General features: G+C 75.3%; 22 protein-coding genes and 1 pseudogene. 15 read left to right on the forward strand and 8 right to left on the reverse strand.

Annotated features, from left to right (window positions below; all coding sequences use genetic code 11):
* The first annotated feature begins 72 nt into the window (after positions 1 to 72).
* Positions 73 to 756, forward strand: a complete 684-nt coding sequence (locus tag ACFYYN_RS36805; RefSeq protein WP_500323931.1) for a RibD family protein — start codon at positions 73 to 75, stop codon at positions 754 to 756.
* Positions 757 to 1,442: 686 nt separating this feature from the next.
* Here the strand turns inward: ACFYYN_RS36805 and ACFYYN_RS36810 are convergent.
* Positions 1,443 to 2,249 carry a CDP-alcohol phosphatidyltransferase family protein gene (locus tag ACFYYN_RS36810; protein ID WP_500549200.1) on the reverse strand — a complete coding sequence of 269 codons (807 nt, stop codon included), beginning with the start codon at positions 2,247 to 2,249 and terminating at the stop codon, positions 1,443 to 1,445.
* A gap of 116 nt (positions 2,250 to 2,365) precedes the next feature.
* Between ACFYYN_RS36810 and ACFYYN_RS36815 the strand changes: the two genes are divergently transcribed.
* The 5 genes and pseudogenes from ACFYYN_RS36815 to ACFYYN_RS36835 all read left to right on the forward strand — a co-directional run.
* A complete protein-coding gene (locus ACFYYN_RS36815) occupies positions 2,366 to 3,346 on the forward strand; it encodes a zinc-dependent alcohol dehydrogenase (protein WP_500549201.1) in 981 nt (326 codons plus the stop codon).
* 24 nt (positions 3,347 to 3,370) lie between these two features.
* On the forward strand, positions 3,371 to 3,769 hold the full coding sequence (locus tag ACFYYN_RS36820) for a 6-pyruvoyl trahydropterin synthase family protein (protein WP_499515282.1): 399 nt from the start codon (positions 3,371 to 3,373) through the stop codon (positions 3,767 to 3,769).
* Positions 3,766 to 4,890: a glycosyltransferase family 4 protein gene (locus tag ACFYYN_RS36825; protein WP_500549202.1), complete on the forward strand. Its 1,125-nt coding sequence runs from the start codon at positions 3,766 to 3,768 to the stop codon at positions 4,888 to 4,890. Before ACFYYN_RS36820 ends, ACFYYN_RS36825 begins: the two co-directional genes overlap by 4 nt.
* Positions 4,887 to 5,756: a methyltransferase domain-containing protein gene (locus tag ACFYYN_RS36830; protein ID WP_500549203.1), complete on the forward strand. Its 870-nt coding sequence runs from the start codon at positions 4,887 to 4,889 to the stop codon at positions 5,754 to 5,756. Before ACFYYN_RS36825 ends, ACFYYN_RS36830 begins: the two co-directional genes overlap by 4 nt.
* 59 nt (positions 5,757 to 5,815) lie before the next feature.
* Positions 5,816 to 6,583 (forward strand): annotated as a pseudogene (locus ACFYYN_RS36835) (lysylphosphatidylglycerol synthase transmembrane domain-containing protein); the annotation flags it as partial.
* Positions 6,584 to 6,690: 107 nt separating this feature from the next.
* Here the strand turns inward: ACFYYN_RS36835 and ACFYYN_RS36840 are convergent.
* From ACFYYN_RS36840 to ACFYYN_RS36850, 3 genes are all read right to left on the reverse strand, one after another.
* On the reverse strand, positions 6,691 to 7,200 hold the full coding sequence (locus ACFYYN_RS36840) for a GNAT family N-acetyltransferase (protein WP_500549204.1): 510 nt from the start codon (positions 7,198 to 7,200) through the stop codon (positions 6,691 to 6,693).
* Between the two features lie 510 nt (positions 7,201 to 7,710).
* Positions 7,711 to 9,162 (reverse strand): MDR family MFS transporter, encoded by a 1,452-nt coding sequence (locus ACFYYN_RS36845; RefSeq protein ID WP_500549205.1) that lies wholly within the window; start codon positions 9,160 to 9,162, stop codon positions 7,711 to 7,713.
* Positions 9,163 to 9,304: 142 nt separating this feature from the next.
* Positions 9,305 to 10,081 carry an enoyl-CoA hydratase-related protein gene (locus tag ACFYYN_RS36850; RefSeq protein WP_500549206.1) on the reverse strand — a complete coding sequence of 259 codons (777 nt, stop codon included), beginning with the start codon at positions 10,079 to 10,081 and terminating at the stop codon, positions 9,305 to 9,307.
* A gap of 133 nt (positions 10,082 to 10,214) precedes the next feature.
* On the opposite strand from ACFYYN_RS36850, the gene ACFYYN_RS36855 reads away from it, so the two are divergent.
* Entirely contained in the window at positions 10,215 to 11,000 is a 786-nt protein-coding gene (locus tag ACFYYN_RS36855) for a tyrosine-protein phosphatase (RefSeq protein WP_500549207.1), read from the forward strand.
* A 90-nt stretch (positions 11,001 to 11,090) separates the two neighbouring features.
* On the opposite strand, the gene ACFYYN_RS36860 is transcribed toward ACFYYN_RS36855, so the two are convergent.
* Both ACFYYN_RS36860 and ACFYYN_RS36865 read right to left on the reverse strand, forming a co-directional pair.
* Positions 11,091 to 11,747: a maleylpyruvate isomerase N-terminal domain-containing protein gene (locus ACFYYN_RS36860; RefSeq protein WP_500323940.1), complete on the reverse strand. Its 657-nt coding sequence runs from the start codon at positions 11,745 to 11,747 to the stop codon at positions 11,091 to 11,093.
* Between the two features lie 97 nt (positions 11,748 to 11,844).
* Positions 11,845 to 12,804 carry a LysR family transcriptional regulator gene (locus ACFYYN_RS36865; protein ID WP_500549208.1) on the reverse strand — a complete coding sequence of 320 codons (960 nt, stop codon included), beginning with the start codon at positions 12,802 to 12,804 and terminating at the stop codon, positions 11,845 to 11,847.
* A gap of 116 nt (positions 12,805 to 12,920) precedes the next feature.
* Between ACFYYN_RS36865 and ACFYYN_RS36870 the strand changes: the two genes are divergently transcribed.
* From ACFYYN_RS36870 to ACFYYN_RS36895, 6 genes are read left to right on the forward strand one after another with little or no spacing between them, the layout of a single operon-like run.
* Entirely contained in the window at positions 12,921 to 13,793 is an 873-nt protein-coding gene (locus ACFYYN_RS36870) for an FAD binding domain-containing protein (protein ID WP_500549209.1), read from the forward strand.
* A gap of 1 nt (position 13,794) precedes the next feature.
* Positions 13,795 to 14,316, forward strand: coding sequence for a (2Fe-2S)-binding protein (locus ACFYYN_RS36875; protein WP_500323943.1), 522 nt, complete (start codon positions 13,795 to 13,797; stop codon positions 14,314 to 14,316).
* Entirely contained in the window at positions 14,313 to 16,685 is a 2,373-nt protein-coding gene (locus tag ACFYYN_RS36880) for an aerobic carbon-monoxide dehydrogenase large subunit (RefSeq protein WP_500549210.1), read from the forward strand. The genes ACFYYN_RS36875 and ACFYYN_RS36880 overlap by 4 nt, the downstream gene beginning before the upstream one ends.
* Positions 16,686 to 16,693: 8 nt before the next feature.
* Positions 16,694 to 17,665: an XdhC family protein gene (locus ACFYYN_RS36885; protein WP_500549211.1), complete on the forward strand. Its 972-nt coding sequence runs from the start codon at positions 16,694 to 16,696 to the stop codon at positions 17,663 to 17,665.
* Positions 17,655 to 18,554 carry an AAA family ATPase gene (locus ACFYYN_RS36890; RefSeq protein ID WP_500549212.1) on the forward strand — a complete coding sequence of 300 codons (900 nt, stop codon included), beginning with the start codon at positions 17,655 to 17,657 and terminating at the stop codon, positions 18,552 to 18,554. Before ACFYYN_RS36885 ends, ACFYYN_RS36890 begins: the two co-directional genes overlap by 11 nt.
* The gene (locus ACFYYN_RS36895) at positions 18,547 to 19,755 is read left to right on the forward strand and encodes a vWA domain-containing protein (RefSeq protein ID WP_500549213.1); all 1,209 of its coding nucleotides are present in this window, start codon (positions 18,547 to 18,549) and stop codon (positions 19,753 to 19,755) included. Before ACFYYN_RS36890 ends, ACFYYN_RS36895 begins: the two co-directional genes overlap by 8 nt.
* Positions 19,756 to 19,801: 46 nt before the next feature.
* Here ACFYYN_RS36895 and ACFYYN_RS36900 read toward each other — a convergent pair whose 3' ends face one another.
* Entirely contained in the window at positions 19,802 to 20,788 is a 987-nt protein-coding gene (locus tag ACFYYN_RS36900) for an NAD-dependent epimerase/dehydratase family protein (RefSeq protein ID WP_500549214.1), read from the reverse strand.
* A gap of 120 nt (positions 20,789 to 20,908) precedes the next feature.
* Here ACFYYN_RS36900 and ACFYYN_RS36905 point away from each other — a divergent pair, with 120 nt between their 5' ends.
* Positions 20,909 to 21,217, forward strand: a complete 309-nt coding sequence (locus ACFYYN_RS36905; RefSeq protein ID WP_500549221.1) for a hypothetical protein — start codon at positions 20,909 to 20,911, stop codon at positions 21,215 to 21,217.
* 54 nt (positions 21,218 to 21,271) lie between these two features.
* Positions 21,272 to 22,924, forward strand: a complete 1,653-nt coding sequence (locus ACFYYN_RS36910; protein ID WP_500549215.1) for an amidohydrolase — start codon at positions 21,272 to 21,274, stop codon at positions 22,922 to 22,924.
* Positions 22,925 to 22,937: 13 nt separating this feature from the next.
* On the opposite strand, the gene ACFYYN_RS36915 is transcribed toward ACFYYN_RS36910, so the two are convergent.
* The coding region (locus ACFYYN_RS36915) for an AbrB/MazE/SpoVT family DNA-binding domain-containing protein (RefSeq protein WP_500549216.1) at positions 22,938 to 23,138 on the reverse strand (201 nt) is incomplete at its 5' end.

Raw genomic sequence — 23,138 nt, forward strand, 5'->3', positions numbered from 1 at the left:
CCATCCGGCCCCCGGCGCCTAACTTACGGAAGCTTCACATCCGCGAACGCCGCCGTGCGGCAATGTGTCCCCATGAGATCGCGCCCGTACGTACTGATGTCCGTGGCCTCCTCGCTGGACGGATGCCTGGACGACACGAGCACGACCCGGCTGCTGCTCTCCAACGAGGAGGACTTCGACCGGATCGACGAGGTCCGCTCCGGGGTGGACGCCATCCTCGTCGGGGCCAACACCATACGTTCCGACGACCCGCGGCTGCTGGTGTGCTCCGCAGAGCGCCGCGAACGGCGCGTCCGCGCCGGGCTCCCGCCGACCCCGGTGAAGGTCACCGTCACGGAGAGCGGGAAACTCGATCCCGGCGCCCGGTTTTTCACCACCGGGGAGTGCGAGAAGGTCGTCTACACCACGTCCTGCGCGAGCGACTGCCTCCGCGAACGCCTGGGGGACGTCTGCTCCGTCGTCGACGCCGGCGACCCGCTGGACGTCCGGCTCCTGCTCGCCGACCTCGCCGGGCGCGGCGTCGAGCGCCTCATGGTGGAGGGCGGGGGAGTCGTCCACACCATGTTCCTCAGCGCCGGACTCGTCGACGAACTCCACCTGGTGTACGCGCCGTTCTTCGTCGGCCAGGCCGACGCCCCGCGCATGGTGCACCCCGCGGTCTTCCCGCAGGGCCCCCAGCACCGGATGACGCTCGCGGAGACCCGGCAGATCGGCGACGTGGTGCTGCTGCGCTACCTGCCGCGTCAGGACGCCTGACCGCCCGGGACGGGCGGGGCGCGTTCGGGGTGCCAGACCCTCCGAGGCCCCCGGACCGGCGACGCGGTAGGACGCCCGATCGCCGGCGGGCACGGGCCGCGGAGGGGCCGTGAGCGGGACCTGATGTCCTGCGGCTCTGCTGAACCGGGGCTGCTCTCCAGGGTCCGGAGCCCAGGCGCGATGCGACGCGCCGCTCCTCGCGCGTCAGGCCGAGGTCCCCGGCAGCGCGTGACGTCGGCGGGAGCCCGAACGCGCCGGGTCAGGAGGTGCGGCCGCCCGCGGCCGAGGGTCCGGAGGGGCGGGTGCTCTTGGCGCTCGCCCGGCGCTCACGATGCCCGCGGCCGAACGATCACACCGGCGGCGCCGCCGCGATGGCCCCGAGACCGTCGGTGTCCCCGACCGGCGGCGGCGGGGACCGCAGCCTGCGGTGCCCTCGAAAGCCACTGCACTCGGGGGCCCGTCGGCCGGCTGATACCCGTGGCCCGCAGGTCCCGGGCGGCGGCTGACGTCGGCGGGAAGCGTGAACGGGCCGAGTCGGGGCGTCCGGCCGCCGGCGGGCAGGAGTCCCGGACAGGCCGCGAGGGGACCGACGCCCCGCGGCGCGGCGCCGTGCCGGTCCACGGCCGCAGGCGCGGGCCCGTGGCCCCGGCGGGGGAGGACCTCGCCGGGGCCACGGATGTGCCGGGTCAGGAGGTGCGGCCGCCCGCGGCGGAGGAGACCAGCACGCGGGTCTCCTCCGCCGCCGCGCCCGCCGCCGCGAGGCCCCCGGCGGACCCGGAGCGCGGGGCCGGGCGGTGGCGCCACAGCCAGAGCACGTCACGGCCGAACGACCACACCAGCGAGCCCAGCGCGAGCACCGTCAGGGCGGCCGAGACCCCCGCGGGCAGGAGCCCCGAGCAGGCGGCGAGCAGGACGACGCCCTGCAGTGCCGCAACGGTCTTGCGGGCGAAGCTCGGCGGGAGCGGGGCGTTGAGCCACGGCAGCACCCACGCCGCCGCCACGAAGGCGTAGCGCATGGCGCCGATCACCAGTACCCACGGGCCCAGCGTCAGGGCGAGCCGCGCGCTCAGCACCAGGATCAGGAAGGCGTCGACCTCCATGTCGAAGCGCGCGCCCAGGGCGGACGAGGTGCCCGTGCGCCGTGCGACCTTGCCGTCCACCGCGTCGAGGGCCAGCGCCACCGCGGTCAGCCCGGTCAGCAGCGGCGCGCCGTGCGCGACGCCTCCCGCCACCATGGCCGTCACGCCGCCGACGAGCACCGCGCGGGCCAGGGTGACGTGGTCGGCCGGGCCCAGCGAGCGGCGACCCGCCCGGCGCAGGCCCGCCGCCAGCAGTGCGCAGGTGCCCGCCGCGTAGACGGTCCCGGTCAGCCAGCCCACGGTGTCCAGGCCCACGGTGGCCCACAGCGCGGCGAGCAGCGCCAGCTGGGCTGCTGCCGCCCCGGCCTGCTCACGCCCCGCGGTGCCCCCACGGAACTCGGATCCAACGGTCATCACGGTCATGAGACGTCCCCGCTTGTCGCCTGTGCGGCACAGCCGCGTACGGTACGGGCCCGGCACCACCCGGATGGCGGGTGCCTGTTGCCCGCCATGGAGTACGGAGGAAATCGGTGGAGCGTTCGGCGCGTGCGTTCTGGCTTCGAGAACCCGGCGAGGGCGAGGTCAGAGAGGTCCCCCTGGCGGAACCCGGTCCGGGGGAGGTCCTGGTGCGCACCCTGTACTCCGGGGTGAGCCGCGGCACCGAGACCCTGGTCTTCCGGGGCGGGGTGCCCGTGAGCCAGCACCAGACGATGCGGGCGCCGTTCCAGGACGGCGAGTTCCCGGGGCCGGTGAAGTACGGCTACCTCAACGTGGGCGTGGTCGAACAGGGGCCGCCCGAGCTGCTCGGCCGCACCGTCTTCTGCCTCTACCCGCACCAGACCCGGTACGTCGTGCCGGCCACCGCCGTGACGCCCGTGCCCGACGACGTCCCCGCGGGACGGGCGGTGCTGGCGGGCACCGTCGAGACCGCGGTCAACGCGGTCTGGGACGCGGGCCCGCAGATCGGCGACCGGATCGCCGTGGTCGGCGCCGGCATGGTCGGCTCCAGCGTCGCCGCCGTCCTCGCGGGCGTCCCGGGGGCACGGGTGCAGCTCGTCGACGTCGACCCCTCCCGCGCCGCCGTCGCCGAGGCGCTCGGCGTCGGCTTCGCCCACCCCGACGCGGCCGAGGGCGGCTGCGACCTGGTCGTCCACGCCAGCGCCACCGAGGCGGGGCTCGGCCGCGCCCTGGAACTGCTGGAGCCGGAGGGCACCGTCGTCGAGCTGAGCTGGTACGGCGACCGGCGGGTCAGCCTGCCGCTGGGCGAGGCCTTCCACTCCCGCCGCCTGGTCGTGCGCAGCAGCCAGGTCGGCACCGTCTCACCCTCGCGCCGCACCCGGCGCACCTACGCGGACCGGATGGCACTGGCCCTGCGCCTGCTCGCCGACCCGGTCTACGACGCCCTCGTCACCGGCGAGAGCGACTTCGAGGAACTGCCCCTGCTGATGAAGGAGATCGCAGGCGGTGAACGTTCCGTGCTCTGTCACCGTATTGCCTACCGTCCCGGTTAGGCCTTTGGGGAAGGTTGTCCTCGCGTGTTCAGTATCACCGTCCGCGACCACGTCATGGTCGCCCACAGCTTCCGCGGCGAGGTCTTCGGACCCGCGCAGCGGTTGCACGGCGCCACGTTCCTGGTGGACGCGACGTTCCGCCGCCAGGAGCTCGACGCCGACAACATCGTCGTCGACATCGGCCTGGCGACCCAGGAACTGGGCGCGGTGCTCGCCGCGCTCAACTACCGCAACCTCGACGACGATCCGGACTTCGCCGGGATCAACACCTCCACCGAGTTCCTGGCGAAGGTCATCGCCGACCGGCTCGCCGACCGCGTGGCCGCGGGCAAGCTCGGCGAGGGCGCCCACGGTCTGACCGGCATCTCCGTCACGCTGCACGAGTCGCACGTCGCCTGGGCGAGCTACGAGCGTTCCCTGTGAGCACGCCCGCGCGCACGGCCGCCCCCGCTCCGGCGGGGGCGGCCCCCGCGTACGTCGTCCTCCCGGGCGACGTCGACGACGCCACCGCGCCCAGCGGCGGCAACGTCTACGACCGCCGCCTGAGCCAGACCCTCGCGGCGGCGGGCCGTCCGCTGCGGGAACTCCCCGTGCGGGGCACGTGGCCCCGTCCGGACACCGCCGCCCGCCAGGCCCTGGCCGAGGCGCTCGCATCGGTGCCGGACGGCGCCGTCGTCCTGCTCGACGGACTCGTGGCCTGCGGCGTCCCGGAGATCGTCGTCCCGCAGACGCGCCGGCTGCGCACCGCCGTCCTGGTGCACCTGCCCCTGGCCGACGAGACCGGCCTCGACCCCGCCGCGGCCCGCGCACTCGACGCCCTGGAGCGCGAGACCCTGCGGGCCGCCGCCGCGGTCGTCGCCACCAGCCCCTGGGCCGCCCGGCGCATCGCCGAGCGGCACGCGCTGCCCGCCGGCCGGGTCCACGTCGTCACCCCCGGCACCGATCCCGCGCCGCTCGCGCCCGGCACGCAGGAGGGCACCCGGCTGCTGTGCGTCGCCTCGCTGACCCCGCGCAAGGGCCACGACCTGCTGGCCGGGGCGCTCGTCGCCGTCGCCGACCTGATCTGGACCTGCCGCTGCGTGGGCCCGCTCGGCCGCGACCCCGAACACCTCGCACGCGTAACCGCGCTGATCGGCCGGCACGGCCTCGACGACCGCGTGCACCTCACCGGCCCGCTCACTGGCGAACCCCTCGCGGCCGAGTACGCCGCCGCCGACCTGCTCGTCCTGCCGTCCCGCGCCGAGACCTTCGGCATGGTCGTCACCGAGGCCCTGATGCGCGGCACACCCGTACTGGCCACCGCCACCGGGGGAGTGCCCGACGCCCTCGGCCTGGCACCGGACGGCACACCGCCCGGCCTCCTCGTCCCCCCGGACGACACCACCGAACTCGCCGCGGCGCTCCGCCGCTGGCTCGACGACGCCGACCTGCGCGGCCGGCTGCGCACGGCGGCCCGCCGGCGGCGCGAGACGCTGCACGGCTGGGAGCACGCCGCGCGGCACATGGACGCGGTACTGGAACTGCTGCGGGAGGGAACCCGATGACCACGTCCGACACCGCCCCCTTCACACCGCACTGGCTCGCGCTGCGCGAGGACGCCGACGCCGCGGCCCGCGCCGCGGACCTGCTCGGCCCGCTCCGCGAGCACCTCGCGGGAGCGTCCCGCGGCACCGGCACCGGCACCGGCACCGGCCCGCTCGTCGTCCGCGACCTCGGCTGCGGCACCGGCTCCATGGGCCGCTGGCTCAGCGGACGACTGCCCGGACCGCAGCACTGGATCCTGCACGACCACGACCCCGCCCTGCTCGACCTGGCCGCGGCGAGCCTTTCCGGCCTCACCGCGGGCGGCGGTCCCGTCACCGCCGAGACGCGCGAGGGCGACCTCACCCGGCTCACCCCCGCGGACCTCGCCGGGACCTCGCTGGTCACCGCGTCCGCGCTGCTGGACCTGCTCACCGCCGCCGAGATCGACGCCCTCGCCGCCACCTGCACCGCCGCAGGAGTGCCCGTGCTCTTCGGTCTCTCGGTGGTCGGCGAGGTCGAACTCAGGCCCGCCGACCCGCTCGACGCGGAGATCACCGCCGCCTTCAACGCGCACCAGCGGCGCACGGCCGGCGGCCGCGCACTACTGGGCCCCGACGCCCTCGACGCAGCCGGCCGGGCGTTCACCCGGTACGGCGCCACCGTCACGACCCGTCCCAGCCCGTGGCGGCTCGGCGCGGACCGGTCCGCGCTCACCGCCGAGTGGCTGCGCGGCTGGGTGGGCGCCGCCGTCGAGCAGGAACCCGGCCTGGCCGCCTTCGCGGAGCCCTACCTGCGCCGACGGCTCGTAGACTGCGCGGCCGGGCGGCTGACCGCCGTCGTCGGCCACGGCGACCTGCTCGCCCTGCCCGGAGGTGACGCCCGGTGAGGCAACGACTGTGGGCCTGGCTGCGGCTGCTGATCGGCGCGGGCATCCTCGCCGCCCTCGTGTGGCGGCTCGGCACCGGCGCGTTCGTCGACGGCCTGCGGGTTGTCGACGGCCCCGCCGTCCTTGCCGCCCTCGTGATCGGCCTGTTCACCACCGTCACGAGCGCCTGGCGCTGGTGCCTGGTCGCCCGCCGGCTCGGCCTGCGGCTCCCGATGGCCCGGGCCGTGTCCGACTACTACCGGGCGCTGCTGCTCAACGCGGTGCTCCCGGCCGGCGTCCTCGGCGACGTCGACCGGGCGGTCCGCCACGGCAGGCACTCCGGCGACGTCGGCCGCGGCGTGCGCGCCGTCGTCCTGGAACGGGTGGGCGGGCAGGTCGTCGTCCTCGCGCTCGGCGCGGCCGTCCTGCTCACCCGACCCGCCCTGGTCACGGCCATCGCCGGGGACCTCGTGCCGGCTCGGGCCGCCGCGGAGGTCACGGCCGGCGTGCTCCTGGCCGTCGTGGTGCTCGGCGGATGGCTGCTGTGGCGGCGCGGCGCCAGGGGCCGGCGGGCCCTGGCCACCGGGCTGGCCGACGTCCGCAGCGGACTGCTCGCCCGCGGCACCTGGCCGGGCGTGGTCGCGCTGTCCGCGGCGGGATTCGCCGGCCACATCGCCCTGTTCGTGGTCGCGGCCCGCGTCGCGGGCTCGTCGGCACCGGTCACCACGCTCGTGCCGCCGCTCGTCCTGGCCTTGCTCGTGATGGGACTGCCCGTCAACATCGGCGGCTGGGGCCCGCGTGAGGCCGCCGCGACGCTCGCCTTCGGCGCGGCCGGGCTGGGCGCCACGCAGGGCCTCGCGACCGCCGTCGTCTACGGGGTGCTCACCCTCGTCTCCAGCCTCCCCGGGATCGCCGTGCTCGCCCACCCCGGCCTGCGCGCGCTCGCCGCCCGCGTTCAGCCTGCGGAGGACGGCGCCGTGCCGTCCCCCAGGGCGCGGACGAATCGGAGCCCGGGGCGGCCTTCCAGCTCGACCGTGCCGGCCGACACGAACCCCGTACGGGTCAGCACCGTGCGGGAGCCCGCGTTGTCCAGCGTGGTGACCGCCCACAACGTCGTCAGCCCGTACTCCCCGGCCGCCAGGGCGCACACCTCGTGAACCGCGGCCGTGGCGAGCCCCCGCCCGGCCGCGCTCTCGGCGATCCGGTACCCCAGCTCCGCCGACCCGTCCGTCACGTCCACCACGTTGACCCGGCCCAGCACCTCGTCGTCCGCGCCGACCAGCACGTGGAAGTGGCAGGACCCGGCGTCCTGCTCGGCGAGCAGCGCCTGGTGCCGCGCGTCGAAGTACGCGAAGTAGTCGTCGCCCCGGTCCGGTATCGACGCGGCGAAGTACGCGCGGTTCGCCCGCTCGAACTCCAGGAGCGCGGTGGCGTGGTCGGCACGGAGACGTTCCAGGCGAGGCATGGGTCGATGTTAGGGCCTGACGCGGCGGCGGCATGTCGGAGCACCCGGCGTCGGCCGCCGGTCCGCGGGTGCCGCTGAGCCCTGTCGCACAGTCCCCCGGGCCTTCGGCCGGGGGTACCCGCGGGCACCAGCCGGTGCCCGGCAGCGGGAGGACGCAGGCCGGTGCTCGGCCTTCCTTGCCCCTCGGCCTTCGGCGGAGGTGCTGCGTCGGCTGCTGGTTGCCGTGCTCGCGCACCCCGGAAGGCTGCACGTGGCCCCGGCCCGGGTGCCCCGGAGCCGCAGGGCCGGGCCGTCGGTCCCGGGGACCGTGGCCCGCCCGCGCGCCCGGCGCGAGCTGTGACGGACCGGCACCCGGCGGCGGCCCGCAGGGCGGGCGCTGGAGCCGGCGCCCGGACGCCTTCCCGCGTTGCCCGGAAGCCTGATCGGCGGTCAGGCGCCGCCGGTGCGCCGCGGGACGGCCCCGCACCGCGACGACCCGGCGGCAGCCCGCGGGGCACCCGTGGCACGTGGTCAGGTGGCCGGCGAGGCGGCGGCGTCGGGGCGGGCGTGGCGGCCCGGGCGGGGGCTCTCGACGCGCAGGGCGTCCTTGTCGGAGACGAAAAGCGCGGCGACCGCCGAGATCAGGGCCAGGCCCGTGCAGAGCACGAAGCCGGCGTGGTACGCGCCCAGGTTGGCCGTCGTGGTGCCGCCCGCCGTCACGGTGGTGGTGCCGACCGCCGTGAGGAGCGTGGCGATGAGCGCGGTCCCGAAGGCACCGCCCAGCTGCCGCTGCATGTTGAACACGGTCGCCGCCCGCCCCGTCGAGGGAGGGGGGATCGTGGCGAAGGCGGCGTTCTGCGCCGACATCATCACGTGCCCGATGCAGTAGCCCAGGACGAACAGCACCCCGCGCAGCACCCACGGCGAGGTGGCCGTCGTGAACCCGGTCATCACCGCCACGCACACGCCCATGCCGGCCGAACCGCCCACCATGAGCCACCGCGGCCCGATCCGCCGGTACAGCCGCGGGGCGATCTGCGCGGCGGCCATCACGCCCACGGCCTCCGGCCAGGTGGCCAGGCCGCTCTCGAAGGCGTTGAAGCCCAGCGCCTCCTGGAGGAACATCGGGTAGAGCCACACCGTGCCGAGGAAGACCGCGCTGAGCGGGAACATCACGACGGTGTTCGCGCGGAACAGCCGGTCCCGGAAGAGCTCCAGGTCCAGCATCGGCATCGTGATCCGCCGTTCCACCAGCACCATCGCGCCCAGCGCCGCGAGCCCCACGAGCAGCGGCACGAGGATGCCCGCGGTGCCCCAGCCGTCCTTGGCGCCGTTGGTCAGCGCGTACAGCGTCAGCGACAGCCCGCCGCCGGCCAGGAGGAAGCCGACGAGGTCGAAGCGGCCGGGCCGCTCCAGCCGGTAGTCCGGCAGGAAGAGCAGACCGAAGACCACGGCCGCGGCGCCGACCGGCAGGTTGACCAGGAAGACCCAGTGCCAGGACACGGCGTCGCACAGCCAGCCGCCCAGCACCGGGCCCACGGCCGGGGCGATCGCGGTGGGCACCATCAGCGCGCGCTGCGCCTTGATCCGTTCCGCGGGCGGGTACGCCCGGAACAGCATGGTCTGGCCGACCGGGACCAGCAGACCGCCGCCGGCGCCCTGCAGGATCCGGTAGAGGGTGAGCTGTTCGAGGCTGGTCGACATCGCGCACAGCGCCGATGCCGCGGTGAAGGCGACCAGCGCGGCGAGGAACACCCTGCGGGTGCCGTACCGGTCGGACAGCCAGCCGGCGACGGGGATGAAGACCGCCAGGCTGACCAGGTAGCCGATGTTGACGCCGCCCAGCCCGGAGGCCGGCACGCCGAAGTCCTCACCGATGGCCGGTACGGCGACGTTGACGATGGTGGTGTCCATGATCGCCATGAACAGCGCGGCGACGAACACCACGGCGACCGCGGTGGTCGGCGGAATCCTGCGTGCCAAAAGGAAGCTCCTCGCTCGGGGGCGCCTCCTGCGCGGCGGACCGCGTCCGGACGACACCGGTCACGGCTTCCAGATAAGCCCGGTCCCCGGCGTGGCGCACGCCGGAGTCACCCGGGTGCGTGTACCCGCCGGTCACCGGGGCTCAGCGGCCGGTCCAGCGGGGCGGGCGCCGGTCCAGGAACGCCGCGACGCCCTCGTGCCGGTCCTCGGAGGCCATCACGGTGCGGGTCGCCTCCTCCGTGGCCCGCCAGCCGGGTCCGTCGGAGCCGGACAGCCATGCGTCCATCGCCACCAGGCTCGCCTGGACCGCGACCGGTGCGTTCTCGCAGACGCGCGCGGCGAGTTCGAGCGCGCCCGCGAGCGCCCCGCCCTCCGCGGTGACCCGGTTGACCAGCCCGGCGGCGTGCGCCCGCGCGGCGTCGACGGGGTCGCCGGTCAGCACCATCTCCCTGGCCAGGTTGACGGGCAGCGCGCGCGGGCCGCGGAACAGCCCCGCACACGTGGGCACCAGGCCGAGCCGGACCTCCGGCAGCCCGAAACGGGCGGTCGCCGCGGCCACCACCAGGTCGCAGGCGAGGACCAGTTCCATCCCACCGCCCAAGGCGGCGCCCTCGACGGCGGCGACCAGCGGCTTGCGCCGGTGACGGCGGATCAGCCCGTACTCGCCGCCGCGCTCGGTGACGTAGTCGCCGATGGCGTTCAGATCGCTGCCCGCACTGAAGACCCCGCCGGAACCGGTGAGCACCCCGGCCCACAGCTCCGGGTCGTCCTCCAGGGTGTTGAACGCCGCGTCGAGCGCCTCGGCCAGGTGCCGGTCCACGGCGTTGCGCTTGTGCGCACGGCACATCCGGACCACCAGGACGCGGCCGTGCCGCTCCGTCCGCACCAACGGCTCCACGGGCGGCTCGGGCTGGGCCATGGCGGGCACCTCCGGTCGGTGGTCGGCGGGGAGTCCCCGGGATCAGGTGACGATATCCCCGGGGCGGCGGTCGCCGGTGGACCGGGGCGGCCGCGCACGGCACGATGGCCAGGGGCTTTACGAGGAGGGCGCCTTGGAGACGACGCGGGACGGACCGACCGGTGAGACGCCGCGCTGGCTCGAGCTGGCGGAGGTGGACAACATCCGCGACCTCGGCGGTCTCCCGGTGCGGGGCGGGGGCACGACCCGGCGCGGTGTGGTGTTCCGGGCCAGCACCCTCCAGGAGGCCACGGCCGACGACGTCGAACTGCTGCTCGGCCGCTACGGGCTGCGTACCGTGCTCGACCTGCGCGGCCCGGACGAGGCGGCCCGCGAGGGGCACGGCCTGCTCGCGGACGCCGCGGTGCGCCGGATGAACCTGCCGGTCAGCCGGGTACGCGCGCTGGTCACCGACGCCGTCCCGGCGACGACCGCGGACGACGGCGACGCGACCGGCTTCTACCTCGGACTGCTCGACGGCAGCGGGGAGTCGCTGGTCGCCGCGGCACGCGTCGTCGCCGACACCGACCAGCACGCCGTCGTCTTCCACTGCGCCGTCGGCAAGGACCGCACCGGTGTCCTCGCGGCCCTCCTGCTCGACGCGGTGGGCGTGCCCGCCCCCGCCATCGCCGCCGACTACGCGCTCACCGCACAGCGCGTCGTCCGCATCCGCGCCCGCCTGGCCCGCTTCCCGTCCTACCGTGACCTGCCCGCCGTGGAGCACGCCTTCATGGCCTCGGAACCGCGCGTCATGCACCGCTTCCTGGACGTCCTGCGCACCGGGCACGGCGGTGCGGGCCCCTGGCTGCGCGACCGCGGCCTGACGGCGGCGGAACTCACCCGTCTGAAGGAAGTCCTGGTCACACCGGCCCCGCACTGACCGCTGCCGTTCGTGCGGGCGCGCCCCGTTCCGGGGTGCCGCGGTGTGGGTCCGGTGGGGGCCGAGCGCGGTCGTGCCCTCGGGTACGGCCTATGCCCGGGGCGTGCCGTCCCAGCGCCACGACGTGGGACGAGGGTGTCCGGGCAGGTCGGCGCGTCCGGTGGCCCACAAGAGGGTGGACCAGGAATCCGTGGACGACGGCGCGTGCGGAAACAGCCGGGCGAGCACCCGGGAGCACAGATCGGCAGGCGGGCTCCATACGAGATCGAGCCCCTGTGCCAGGTCGTGCGTGTGCACAAGCGTCTCCACGATCCCCATCGCGGCGAACCCCTCGGGGTCCGAGACGCCGAAGACGTGGTGAGCGCGGGTCTGCGGTGGCGTCGTGCGCACCATGGCTACCAGCAGCGCCCCGCTCGCTTCCAGGACCTGGAGCAGACCGGCGGGCCCCGCCGCGCGGTTCGCGTGAATGGCGTTCGCCGGGCCGCCGGGCCGCCGGCTCTCCCATACGAAGGGCACCTCGCCGTCCAAGGGCGGTGTCCTGGGGCCCAGTTGTGCCGCGTAGGCGAAGAGGTCGTCGCTGAGGTGCTCGACGGTCTCCCAGCAGTCCCATTCCAGCGAACCGGCCTTGCCCTCCCAAGCAGCCGGGGGCGCCTCGCGGAGGACCGCCACCGCGAGCTGCACGGCGAGGTCGAGGTCGTCCGCGGTGACGGGTGACCGGGAGGGGCCGGCATCGGCTGATCGGGACATGGCAGGAGCGTACCGCGGCCGAAAGGCCCCTCCCATGGGTCACCGGCCCCGCGGCCTGAGCCGGTCAGGGGAGTCCGCGCCGCATGCCGGGGCGGGGTCAGGCGGTGGGCCAGAGCGTGACGTGGATGGCGGGGCGGAAGCGGGACGGGGTGATGCCGGTGCCGGGGGCGCCCATGATGCGGGTGGCGACGGCGGTGTGGAGGAAGTGGAGGAAGACGTCGGTCGCGGGGGAGCGGAAGCCGGGGGGCAGGACGGTGGCGTACCAGGTGGCGTCCGCCGGGGTGGCCGGGGTGTCGAGGAGGCGCAGCTCGTCGCGCCGCAGGCGCGGGGTGACCAGGTGCGCCACCGCGGGGGCCACGCCCGCGCCCTCCGCGGCGGCGTCCCAGGCCGCGGTCTGGTGCGGGAAGACCCGGACGCGGGGTTCCGGCACCCGCAGCCTGCGCAGCAGGCGGCCCGTGTCGGCGCCGGGGTCGGTGCCGGAGGCGTCGACCAGCCACGTCCAGCGGGACGGCGGTCCCGCCGGCCGGGGTGCCCGGGGTCCGGTCACCGCGACCAGCAGGGCCCGGAAGACGGGCTCGCCGATCAGCCCCCCGCCGCGCACCGCACCCAGGTCGGGGCCGAGTGCCACGTCGGCCAGGCGGTGCTCCACCAGCGCCCGCATCTCGCTCGTGGTGGCGGCGCCGAAGGACGTGTCGATGCGGCGGCCCGTCCGCTCGGCGAAGGCCTCCGTCAGTGACGGCAGCACGAACTCCGCGAGCGTGCCCGCGGCCACCACACGCAGTTCGTCGGGACCGCCCTGCGCCGCCCGCACGGCGGCCTCCGCGTCCGCGCTCAGCGCGACCATGCGCGAGGCGACCGGGAGCAGCCGCGCGCCCGCGGGGGTGAGCCGCATCCCGCCGCCCGGCGCCCGCCGGATCAAGGGGTCGCCGAAGTGCGCGCGCAGCGCGCTGAGCGACTGCGACACGGCGGACTCGCTCACGTTCAGCGTCCGCGCCGCGGCGGTGACCGAACCGAGCCGGGCCACCAGCACGAAGGTGCTGAGCTGTGTCACGGTCACCCTTCGATTTTCTCCCTTTCGCCCTGATAAGTGAAGCCTTATCGGCCCATTGCACCGGCGCCGCGGCGAGGCGCAGCATCACCGCACAGGGGGAACGCCCGGACCAGGAGGGCGCCATGCAGGTTCCGGCCACGTTCCAGTACGCGCGGGCGACCGGCGTCGAGCACGCCATCGAACTGCTCACCCGGTACGGGCCCGAGGCCCGCGTGGTGGCGGGCGGGCACAGCCTGCTGCCGATGATGAAGCTGCGGCTCGCCCAGCCGGAGGCGCTGATCGACATCAACGGCCTCGACGAGCTGACCCGCATCCGGGTGGACGGCGGTGAACTGGCCGTCGGCGCCATGGTCCGCCACGCCGACCTGCTGGCCTCGGCCGTGGTCGGCGAGCACTTCCCCGTCCTGCGCGACGCGGAGCGGATGATCGCCGACCCGCTCGTGCGCAACCGCGGCACGGTCGGCGGCTCGCTGTGCCAGGCCGATCCGTCCGAGGACCTGTCCGCCGCGTTCTGCGCGCTGCGCGCGACCCTCGTCGCCCAGGGGCCGGACGGCCGGCGGGCCGTGCCGGTGCGGGAGTTCTTCCTCGGCCCGTACGAGACCGTCCTCGGCGAGGCGGAGCTGCTGCTGGAGATCAGGGTGCCGATCCGCTCGCACGCCAGCGCCTACCGCAAGGTGGAGCGCCGTGCCGGTGACTGGGCGGTCGCCGCCGCGGCCGCGGTCCTGGAACTGTCGGCGGGCGTGGTCACCGAGGCGGGCATCGGGCTGACCGCCGTCGGCGCGCCCCGGTTCGTCGCCGAGGAGGCCGAGCGGTACCTGCGCGGGGGACCGCCGGGCGAGGAGCGGTTCACCGAGGCCGGCCGGATCGCGGGGGAGGAGTGCCGCCCCTCCGCCGACCAGCGCGGCCCTGTCGACTACAAGCGGCACCTCGCCGCCGAGCTCACCGTGCGGGCGCTGCGCGCCGCGGCCGCCCGCGCCCTCGGGCAGGAGGCCTGACATGCAGATCACGGTCACCGTGAACGGCGAGCGGTACACCCGGGACGTCGAACCCCGGCTGCTGCTCGTGCACTTCCTCCGCGACGAGCTGGGCCTCACCGGCACCCACTGGGGCTGCGACACCTCCAACTGCGGGGTCTGCGCCGTCTGGCTGGACGGCGCGCCCGTCAAGTCCTGCACGGTGCTGGCGGTGATGGCCGACGGCCACGAGGTCCGCACCGTCGAGGGCCTGGCCGACGGGGCGGAACTCGACCCCGTCCAGCAGGGGTTCGTCGCCTGCCACGGACTGCAGTGCGGCTTCTGCACCCCCGGCATGATGATGACCGCCCGCTGGCTGCTCGACCACGACCCCGACCCCTCCGAGGAGGACATCCGGGAGGCCATCTCCGGCCAGATGTGCCGCTGCACCGGCTACGAGAACATCGTGCGCGCCATCCGCTGGGCCGCCGAGCAGGGCCGCACCGCGCGACCCGCCGAAGGGACGGCGCAGGAGGCCTCCGGCCGTGAGGAGGTGCGGACATGACCACCACCGGGGAGCGGCCGGTCGGCTTCGGGCGGATGACCCGCAAGGAGGACGCCCGCTTCGTCCGCGGCCACGGCACCTACGTCGACGACGTACGGCTGCCCGGCATGCTCCACGGCGCCGTCCTGCGCAGCCCGCTGGCGCACGCGCGGATCGTGTCCGTCGACACCTCCGCCGCCGAGGCGCACCCGAAGGTCAAGGCCGTGATCACCGGACGGACCCTGGCCGGTCTGGGACTTGCCTGGATGCCGACCCTTTCGTACGACACCCAGGCGGTGCTCGCCACCGACAAGGTGCGCTTCCAGGGGCAGGAGGTCGCCTTCGTCGTCGCCGAGGACCGCTACGCGGCCCGCGACGCCCTCGAGCTGATCGACGTCGAGTACGACCCGCTGCCGCCCGTCGTCGACGCCCGCAGGGCGCTCGACCCCGACGCGCCGCTGATCCGCGACGACAAGGAGGGCCAGACCGACAACCACGTCTTCGACTGGTCCGCGGGCGACAAGGAGCGCACCGACGAGGTGTTCGCCCGCGCCGACCTCGTCGTCACGCAGGACATGCTCTACCCCCGGGTGCACCCCGCACCGCTGGAGACCTGCGGCACCGTCGCCGACATGGACGCCGTCACCGGCAAGCTCACCGTGTGGTCCACCACGCAGGCCCCGCACGCGCACCGCACCCTGTACGCCATGGTGTCCGGCATCCCCGAGCACAAGATCCGGATCATCTCCCCGGACATCGGCGGCGGCTTCGGCAACAAGGTCGGCATCTACCCCGGATACGTGTGCGCGGTCGTCGGCTCCCTCGTCACCGGAAAGCCCGTCAAGTGGATGGAGGACCGCTCGGAGAACCTGATGAGCACCTCCTTCGCCCGCGATTACCACATGCACGGGGAGATGGCGGCGACCGCGGACGGGCGGATCCTGGGCCTGCGCGTGAAGGTCGTCGCCGACCACGGCGCCTTCAACGCCACCGCCCAGCCCACCCACTTCCCCGCCGGCTTCTTCGGCGTCTTCACCGGCTCGTACGACATCGAGGCGGCGCACTGCGAGGTCACCGGCGTCTACACCAACAAGGCGCCGGGCGGCGTCGCCTACGCCTGCTCCTTCCGCGTCACCGAGGCCGTCTACCTCGTGGAGCGCATGGTCGACGTGCTCGCCGCCGAACTCGGCACCGACCCCGCCGAACTGCGGATGCGCAACCTGCTGCGGCCCGAGCAGTTCCCGTACCGGAACAAGACCGGCTGGGAGTACGACTCCGGTGACTACCCACGGGCCCTGCGGCTCGCGATGGACCTCGCGCACTACGACGACCTGCGCCGCGAGCAGGCCGAGAGGCGCGGGCGCGGCGAACTCATGGGCATCGGCGTCAGCTTCTTCACCGAGGCCGTCGGCGCCGGCCCGCGGCGGCACATGGACATCCTGGGCCTCGGCATGGCCGACGGCGCGGAACTACGCGTCCACCCCACCGGCAAGGCCGTGCTGCGGATCTCCGTGCAGACCCAGGGGCAGGGCCACGAGACGACGTTCGCGCAGATCGTCGCCGAGGAACTGGGCATCCCGCCCGAGGACGTCGAGGTGGTGCACGGCGACACCGACCAGACGCCGTTCGGGCTCGGCACCTACGGTTCCCGCTCCACCCCCGTGTCCGGCGCGGCCGCCGCGCTGGTCGCCCGCAAGGTCCGCGAGCGGGCCCGGCTGGTCGCCTCGGCGATGCTCGAGGTCAGCCCGGACGACCTGGAGTGGACCAAGGGCCGCTGGTTCGTCACCGGCGACCCCGACCAGGGCCGCACGATGGCCGAGATCGCGCTCGCCGCGCACTCCAGCCTCGAACTGCCCGAAGGCGTGGAGGGACACCTGGACGCGACCTGCGTCTACAACCCGCCCAACCTCACCTTCCCCTTCGGCGCCTACATCTGCGTCGCCGACGTCGACGCCGGCACCGGGCAGGTCAAGGTGCGGCGCTTCATCGCGGTGGACGACTGCGGCAACCGCATCAACCCCATGATCGTCGAGGGGCAGGTGCACGGCGGCCTGGCCGACGGGCTCGGCATGGCGCTCATGCAGGTGATCGCCTTCGACGAGGACGGCAACTGCCTCGGCGGGTCCTTCATGGACTACCTGCTGCCCACCTCCGTCGAATGCCCCTCCTGGGAGCTCGGCGAGACCGTCACCCCGTCGCCGCACCACCCGATCGGCGCCAAGGGCGTCGGGGAGTCCGCCACCGTGGGTTCGCCCGCCGCCGTCGTCAACGCCGTCGTCGACGCCCTGCGACCGCTCGGGGTACGCCACATCGACATGCCCCTGACCCCGGCGGCGGTCTGGCGGGCCGCACGGGGACGGCCGTTCCGCAGCGACCTGGCGATCACCTGAGGCCCCCGATGACGAGCACGGAACTACTCAACCGCGCGGACCAACTGCGGCACGGCCGCACCCCGTTCGTCCTCGCCACGGTCGTCCGCGCGCAGCGCCCCACCAGCGCCAAGCCCGGCGACAGCGCGCTGGTGCTGCCCGACGGCACCGTGGAGGGCTTCGTCGGCGGCGTCTGCGCCGAGTCGACCGTGCAACTGCAGGGGTTGCGCCTGCTGGAGACCGGGGAGTCGGTGCTGCTGCGGATCACCCCCGGCGGCGCGGAGGGCGCGACCGAGCGTGGGGCGGACGGGGGCGGGGCGGAAGGCGAGGGCCTGGTCACCGTCGCCAACCCGTGCCAGTCCGGCGGGACCCTCGACATCTTCCTGGAGGCCCATCTGCCGCCCCTGCTGGTGCACGTGCTGGGCCATGCGCCGATCGCCCGCTCCCTGCTCGACGTCGGCCGGGCCCTCGGCTACGACGCCAGGCCCGCGGAACCCGGGACCCCGCTGCCCGTCGACCTGGACGCCGTCGTGATCGCCTCGCACGGCCGTGACGAGGAGGCCTCGCTGGCCGCGGCGGTGCGCGCGGGGGTCCCGTACGTCGGGCTCGTCGCCAGCCCCCGGCGCGGTGCCGCCGTCCTCTCCGGGCTCGGGCTGACGCCGCAGGAGCGGGCCCGCGTCCACACCCCGGCGGGGCTGGACATCGGGGCCCGGACCCCGGCGGAGATCGCCGTGTCGGTGTACGCCGAGGTCATCGCGGTACGACCGCGCCCCGCCGCCCGCCCCGCCGCCCGCCCTGGCGGCCACCCCGGCGCGGACGAGCCCGTGGCGTCCCCGCGGCCCGACGCGGAGGCCGTGGACCCGGTGTGCGGCATGACCGTCGCCGTCACGCCCGGCACCGTCGCGGTGACGGGGCAGGGCGGCGGCGCCGTCTACTTCTGCGGCCCCGGCTGCCGGCACGCCTACACCGACGACCCCACCCGCTACGCGCATGCCTCCTGACCCCGATGCCCTCGTCCCCGACGTCCCCGCCCTGCGCGCCCGGCTCGACGCCGCCGACTACCTCGCCGACGACGCGCTCGCCACGGCCCTGCTGCTCGCCGTCCGCATGCGCCAGCCGATCCTGCTCGAGGGCGAACCGGGCGTCGGCAAGACCGAGGCGGCCCGCGCCCTGGCCACCGTCCTCGACACCCCGCTGATCCGCCTCCAGTGCTACGAGGGGCTGTCCGCCGCGGAGGCGCTGTACGAGTGGAACTACCCGCGCCAGCTGCTCGCGATCCGGCTCGCCGAGTCCCGGGGCGAACCCCTGCGCGACGCCGACCTGTTCACCGAGGACTTCCTGATGCCGCGGCCCCTGCTCGCCGCCATCACCCATCCGGGGCCGCGGCCGGCGGTCCTGCTGATCGACGAGGTGGACCGCGCCGACGACGAGTTCGAGGCCTTTCTGCTGGAGCTGCTGGCCGACGCCGCCGTCACCGTCCCCGAGCTCGGCACGCGTACCGCCACGCTGCCGCCCGTCGCCGTCCTGACCTCCAACCGCACCCGTGACCTGCACGACGCGCTGAAGCGGCGCTGCCTCTACCACTGGATCGAGTACCCGGACACGGAGCGCGTCGCCGCCGTCATCCGGCGCCGCGTCCCCGGCGCGGGGGAGTGGCTGGCCTCCCGCGTGGCCGGCGCGGTGGACCGGCTGCGCGCCGACCACCGGCTCACCAAGCCGCCCGGCATCGCCGAGGCCGTCGACTGGGCGGCCGCGCTGCGTGCGCTGGGTCTCACCTCGTTTGACGCGGACGCGGCCGACCGCACCCTCGGCGCGGTCCTCAAGTACGCCGAGGACCTCGCCGCGGTCCGCGCCGGGGGTCTCGCGCACCTGGTGGACAGCGATGCATGAGTCCGGAGGCGACGCAAGTAATGCGAGGGTCGAGACGGCTCCGGTACCAGGCCTGGCGGAGGTGGTGGCCGCGCTCGGCGAGGCCCTGCGGCGGGCGGGGATACCGGTGGGACCGGACAGGGCCGCGCGGTTCGCGCGGGCGGTGACCGTGCTGGCTCCTGTGACGATGCCGCAGTTGCGGCACTGCGCCCTGGCCACGCTGGTGGCGGACCCGGAGCAGATCCCGGCGTTCGACGCCGTGTTCCGGAAGGTGTTCGGCGGTGAGGGTCCCGGGCACCCGGTCGCACGGGGGCAGCGGGGCGACCTGGCGCGGTCGCCCGCCGGGGCCGGCCGTGCCGCCCCACGGCGTGGTGCCGGGCGGCCCGCGGAGGACACCCCGGGGCGGGCGCGCGAGGTCGGGGCACCGACCACGGCCAGCCCAGCCGACCGGCTCGCCACCCGGGACTTCGCGGAGCTGACCGAGGGCGAGCTCGCCCTCCTGGCCCGGGCGATGCGCGCGATCGTGCTGAACACCCCGCTCCGTCCGTCCCGCAGGCGCCGGCCCGCGCACCACGGAGGCCGCATCGACCTGCGCCGCACCCTCGCCGCCGGGCGCCGCACGGGCGGGTACCCGCTGCGGCTGCGCCGCTTCGTGCCGCGGCCCCGCCGCCGCGGCCTGGTCGTCCTCTGCGACATCTCGGGGTCGATGGAGCCGTACGCCCGGGCGATGCTGCAGCTGCTCTACTGCGCGTCGCGCGGCGCGCGGGCCGAGGTCTTCACGTTCGCCACCCGGCTCACCCGGCTGACCCCCGTCCTGCGGCGGCCCGGCCTGCCCTCCGACGCGCTGGCGCGCGCCGGGCGTACGGCGCCGGACTGGTCGGGGGGCACGCGGATCGCGGCGTGCCTGGGGGAGTTCAACGAACGGTACGGACGCCGCGGCATGGCCCGCGGCGCCGTCGTGGTGATCGTCTCGGACGGCTGGGACACCGGCGACCCCGCCGTCCTCGCCCGGCACATGGCGGCGCTCGCCCGGGTGGCCTTCCGTGTCGTGTGGGTCAACCCTCGTACCGCCAGCCCCCGTTACCGTCCGCTCGTGGGCGGTATGGCCGCGGCGCTGCCGTACTGCGACGCCGTGGTCAGCGCCCATGACCTGGCGGCCCTGGGCGACTTCGCCGCCGCGCTGTCCGCGCCGGGGCGTCGTCGCGGCGCGGGGCAGGCCTGACGCAGGGCTGTGCACGGGTGCCGGTGCCGGTGCCGGGCGGTGGGACTCAACCGCCCAGCACCTTGGCCTCCTTCTCCGGGGCGAGGCCCACGGTGGGCCGGTCGGGGCGCTGGGGTGCCGTGCCGCCCAGCGAGCGCAACCACTCCCAGGTGTCGGCGACGGTCTCGGCGACGGGGCGGCAGCGCAATCCGGTGGCGAGGGCGCGGGAGACGTCGGCGGTGTGGAGCGTGTCGTAGAGCTCGCCCGGGGGGAGCCAGACCGGCAGTTCGGTCCAGGGCTCGATGCCCGCGGCCAGGACCGTCTCCGGGTCCGTCCAGCGCAGTTCGGCGTCGGAGCCGGTCACCGCGGCGCAGGCGGCCAGGAGTTCGCCGGTGGTGGTGTGCCCGGGCGGGCTGACGAGGTTGTAGGCGCCGCCGAGGCCGGATTCCGCGGCGTCCAGGATCCATGCGGCGAGGTCGCGGGCGTCGACGTACTGCAGGGGGAGGTCGCGGGGGCCGGGGGCGAGGACGGGGCCGCCGCGGGCGATGCGGGTGAGCCACCAGGGGAGGCGGCCGATGTTCTCGTAGGGGCCGAGGATGAGGCCGGCGCGGGCCAGCAGGGCGTGGTCGCCGAAGGACTCGGTCGCGGCGCGTTCGCCGCCGCGCTTGGCGCGTGCGTAGTCGACGTCGGGTCCGTCGCCGGGGGAGGCGTCCACGACGGGTCCGTCCTCGTCGAGTCCGGCGGGGGCGGGGTAGGTGTAGACGGAGCGGCTGGAGACGTAGGCGTACGTCCGGGCGCGGCCGGCCAGGAGGCGGGCGGTGTCCCGTACGGCGGCCGGTGCGCCGGACCAGGTGTCGACGACGGCGTCCCACTCGCCGTGCGCGAGGGCGGCGAGGCCGCCTTCGGTGCCGCGTTCCCCGAGCAGCACGGTGGCGCCGGGCGGTGCTAGGTGCCGGCCGCGGTGGAACACCGTGACCTCCCAGCCCCGCTCGAGCGCGTCCTCGACGACGGCGCGTCCCACGAATTCGGTTCCACCCAGGGTCAGCAGCTTCATACCGGCCACTGTGCCCGGCGGTGCGGCCGGGCGTCAGCGATCACGCTGTGGGCGCAATCGTGCGGCGAGGGCGGTGAGCATGAGGTCGACGGCGGTGCCGAAGGAGCTGCCGGCCATCAGGTGCAGGTGGCCGCGGATGGCGGACAGTGCGGGGAAGACCTGTGGGTCGACCGTCGCGGAGCGGTACTCCCGGGTCCAGGCGCGCCGGTCGGCCTCGCGCTGTTCGCGCGGCAGCGCGAGGTGGGCGGCGTCGAGGGCGGCGTCGAGGGCGGCGTGGCCGAGATGCTCGCGCTGCCCGGCGGGATCGTCCTGGCCGGCCTGGTGATGGCCGCCTGCGCCAAGTACCTGCGACGCTCTCCCTACTTCGCGACCGGCCGCGGCACGGACGCGGACGTCCTGACCCTGCCGATGGACCGTACGACCGTCTGACGCACTGCCCGAAGCCTGCCCCCCCCCGCGACCCCTGCCCCTGGAGCGCACTCCATGTCCCACCCGCACGCCGACCTCGTGCTCACCGGCGGCCCGGTGCACACCGTCGACCCCGTCCTCGGCCGGGCCACCTCGGTGGCCGTGCGCGACGGCCGCATCGCCGCCGTCGGCCACGGCGAGGTACGGGAGCTGATCGGGCCCGGCACCGAGGTCGTGGACCTGGCCGGGAAGATGCTGCTGCCCGGTTTCCAGGACGCCCACGTCCACCCGCTCGGCGCCGGCATCGAGCTGGGCCAGTGCCATCTCGCGGAGGCCCACGAGGCGCGGGAGTACCTGCGGCTCGTCCGCGCGTACGCGGACGGGCATCCCGGCGCCGAGTGGATCACCGGCGGTGGCTGGTCGCTGGACGCCTTCCCCGGCGGCACCCCCACCGCCGCGCTCCTGGACGGCGTCGTCGCCGACCGTCCGGTCTTCCTGCCCAACCGGGACCACCACGGGGCCTGGGTCAACTCCCGCGCCCTGGAACTCGCCGGGATCACCCGGGACACCCCCGACCCCGCGGACGGCCGCATCGAGCGCGACGCCGACGGCAACCCCACCGGGATGCTCCAGGAGGGCGCCCTCCACCTCGTCGGCCGGCTCCTGCCGCCGGTCACCCCGGGCGAGCGGACCGCCGCGCTGCTGCGTGCCCAGCGCGTGCTGCACTCCCTGGGTGTCACCGCCTGGCAGGACGCCATCGTCGGCGACTACGCGAACATGACCGACCCGGTGTCCGCCTACCATGCCCTGATCGCCGACGGGGTGCTCACCGCGCGCGTCGTCGGTGCCCTGTGGTGGGACCGGGCCCGCGGCGCCGAGCAGATCCCCGAACTCGTAGAACGGCGGGCCGCCGTGAGCCGGGGCCGCTTCCGCGCCACCAGCGTCAAGATCATGCAGGACGGCATCGCGGAGAACGGTACGGCGGCGCTGCTCGGCCCCTACCTCACCGCCTGCGGTTGCGCCTCCGTCAACAGCGGCATCAGCTTCGTGGACCCCGCGGCGCTGGCGAAGCACGTCACCGACCTGGACGCCCTCAGCTTCCAGGTGCACTTCCACGCCCTCGGCGACCGCGCCGTCCGTGAGGCGCTGGACGCGGTGGCGGCGGCCCGCTCGGCCAACGGCTTCCGTGACACCCGGCACCACCTCGCCCATCTGCAGGTCGTCCATCCGGACGACGTCGCCCGCTTCCGCGCTCTGGGCGCCACAGCGAACGTCCAGGCACTGTGGGCCGCCCACGAGCCCCAGATGGACGAGCTCACCCTGCCGTTCCTCGGCCCCGAACGGGCCGCCTGGCAGTACCCGTTCGGCGATCTGCTCCGCTCCGGCGCGACGCTCGCCGCCGGCAGCGACTGGCCGGTCAGCAGCCCCGACCCGTTCCAGGCCCTGCACGTCGCGGTCAACCGCCGCACCCCGGACGCCCCGGACGGCACCCCCGTCTTCCTGCCGGAGCAGCGCGTCGACCTGGCCGCCGCCATCGCCGCCTACACCGCGGGGAGCGCGTACGTGAACCACCTCGACGACACCGGCACGGTCACCCCGGGCAAGCTGGCCGACCTCGTCGTCCTCGACCGCGACCCCTTCGCCGGGCCGCCCGCGGAGATCGCCGCGACACGGGTGCTGCAGACCTTCGTGGGCGGTCAGCGGGTCTACGCGGCGCCGGACGCGTAGGCGCCCCGGCCGGTCAGTCCTCTTCGGGGCGGTCGGGGCGGACGGCGATGTGGTCGGGTTCGAGTTCGAGCATGACGCGGTTGCGGATGTCGAGGGCGTGGGTGTAGTCGCGGGGGAGTTGGAGGCGGCCGGAGCGGTCGACGGTGGCGTATTCGCTGGCGTGGACGGTGGTGCGGCCTTCGTCGTCGACGCTGGTGCGGCGGACGACTTCGGA

Source organism: Streptomyces sp. NPDC001902, from assembly GCF_042891295.1.
In the GTDB taxonomy this organism is placed as follows: Bacteria; Actinomycetota; Actinomycetes; order Streptomycetales; family Streptomycetaceae; genus Actinacidiphila.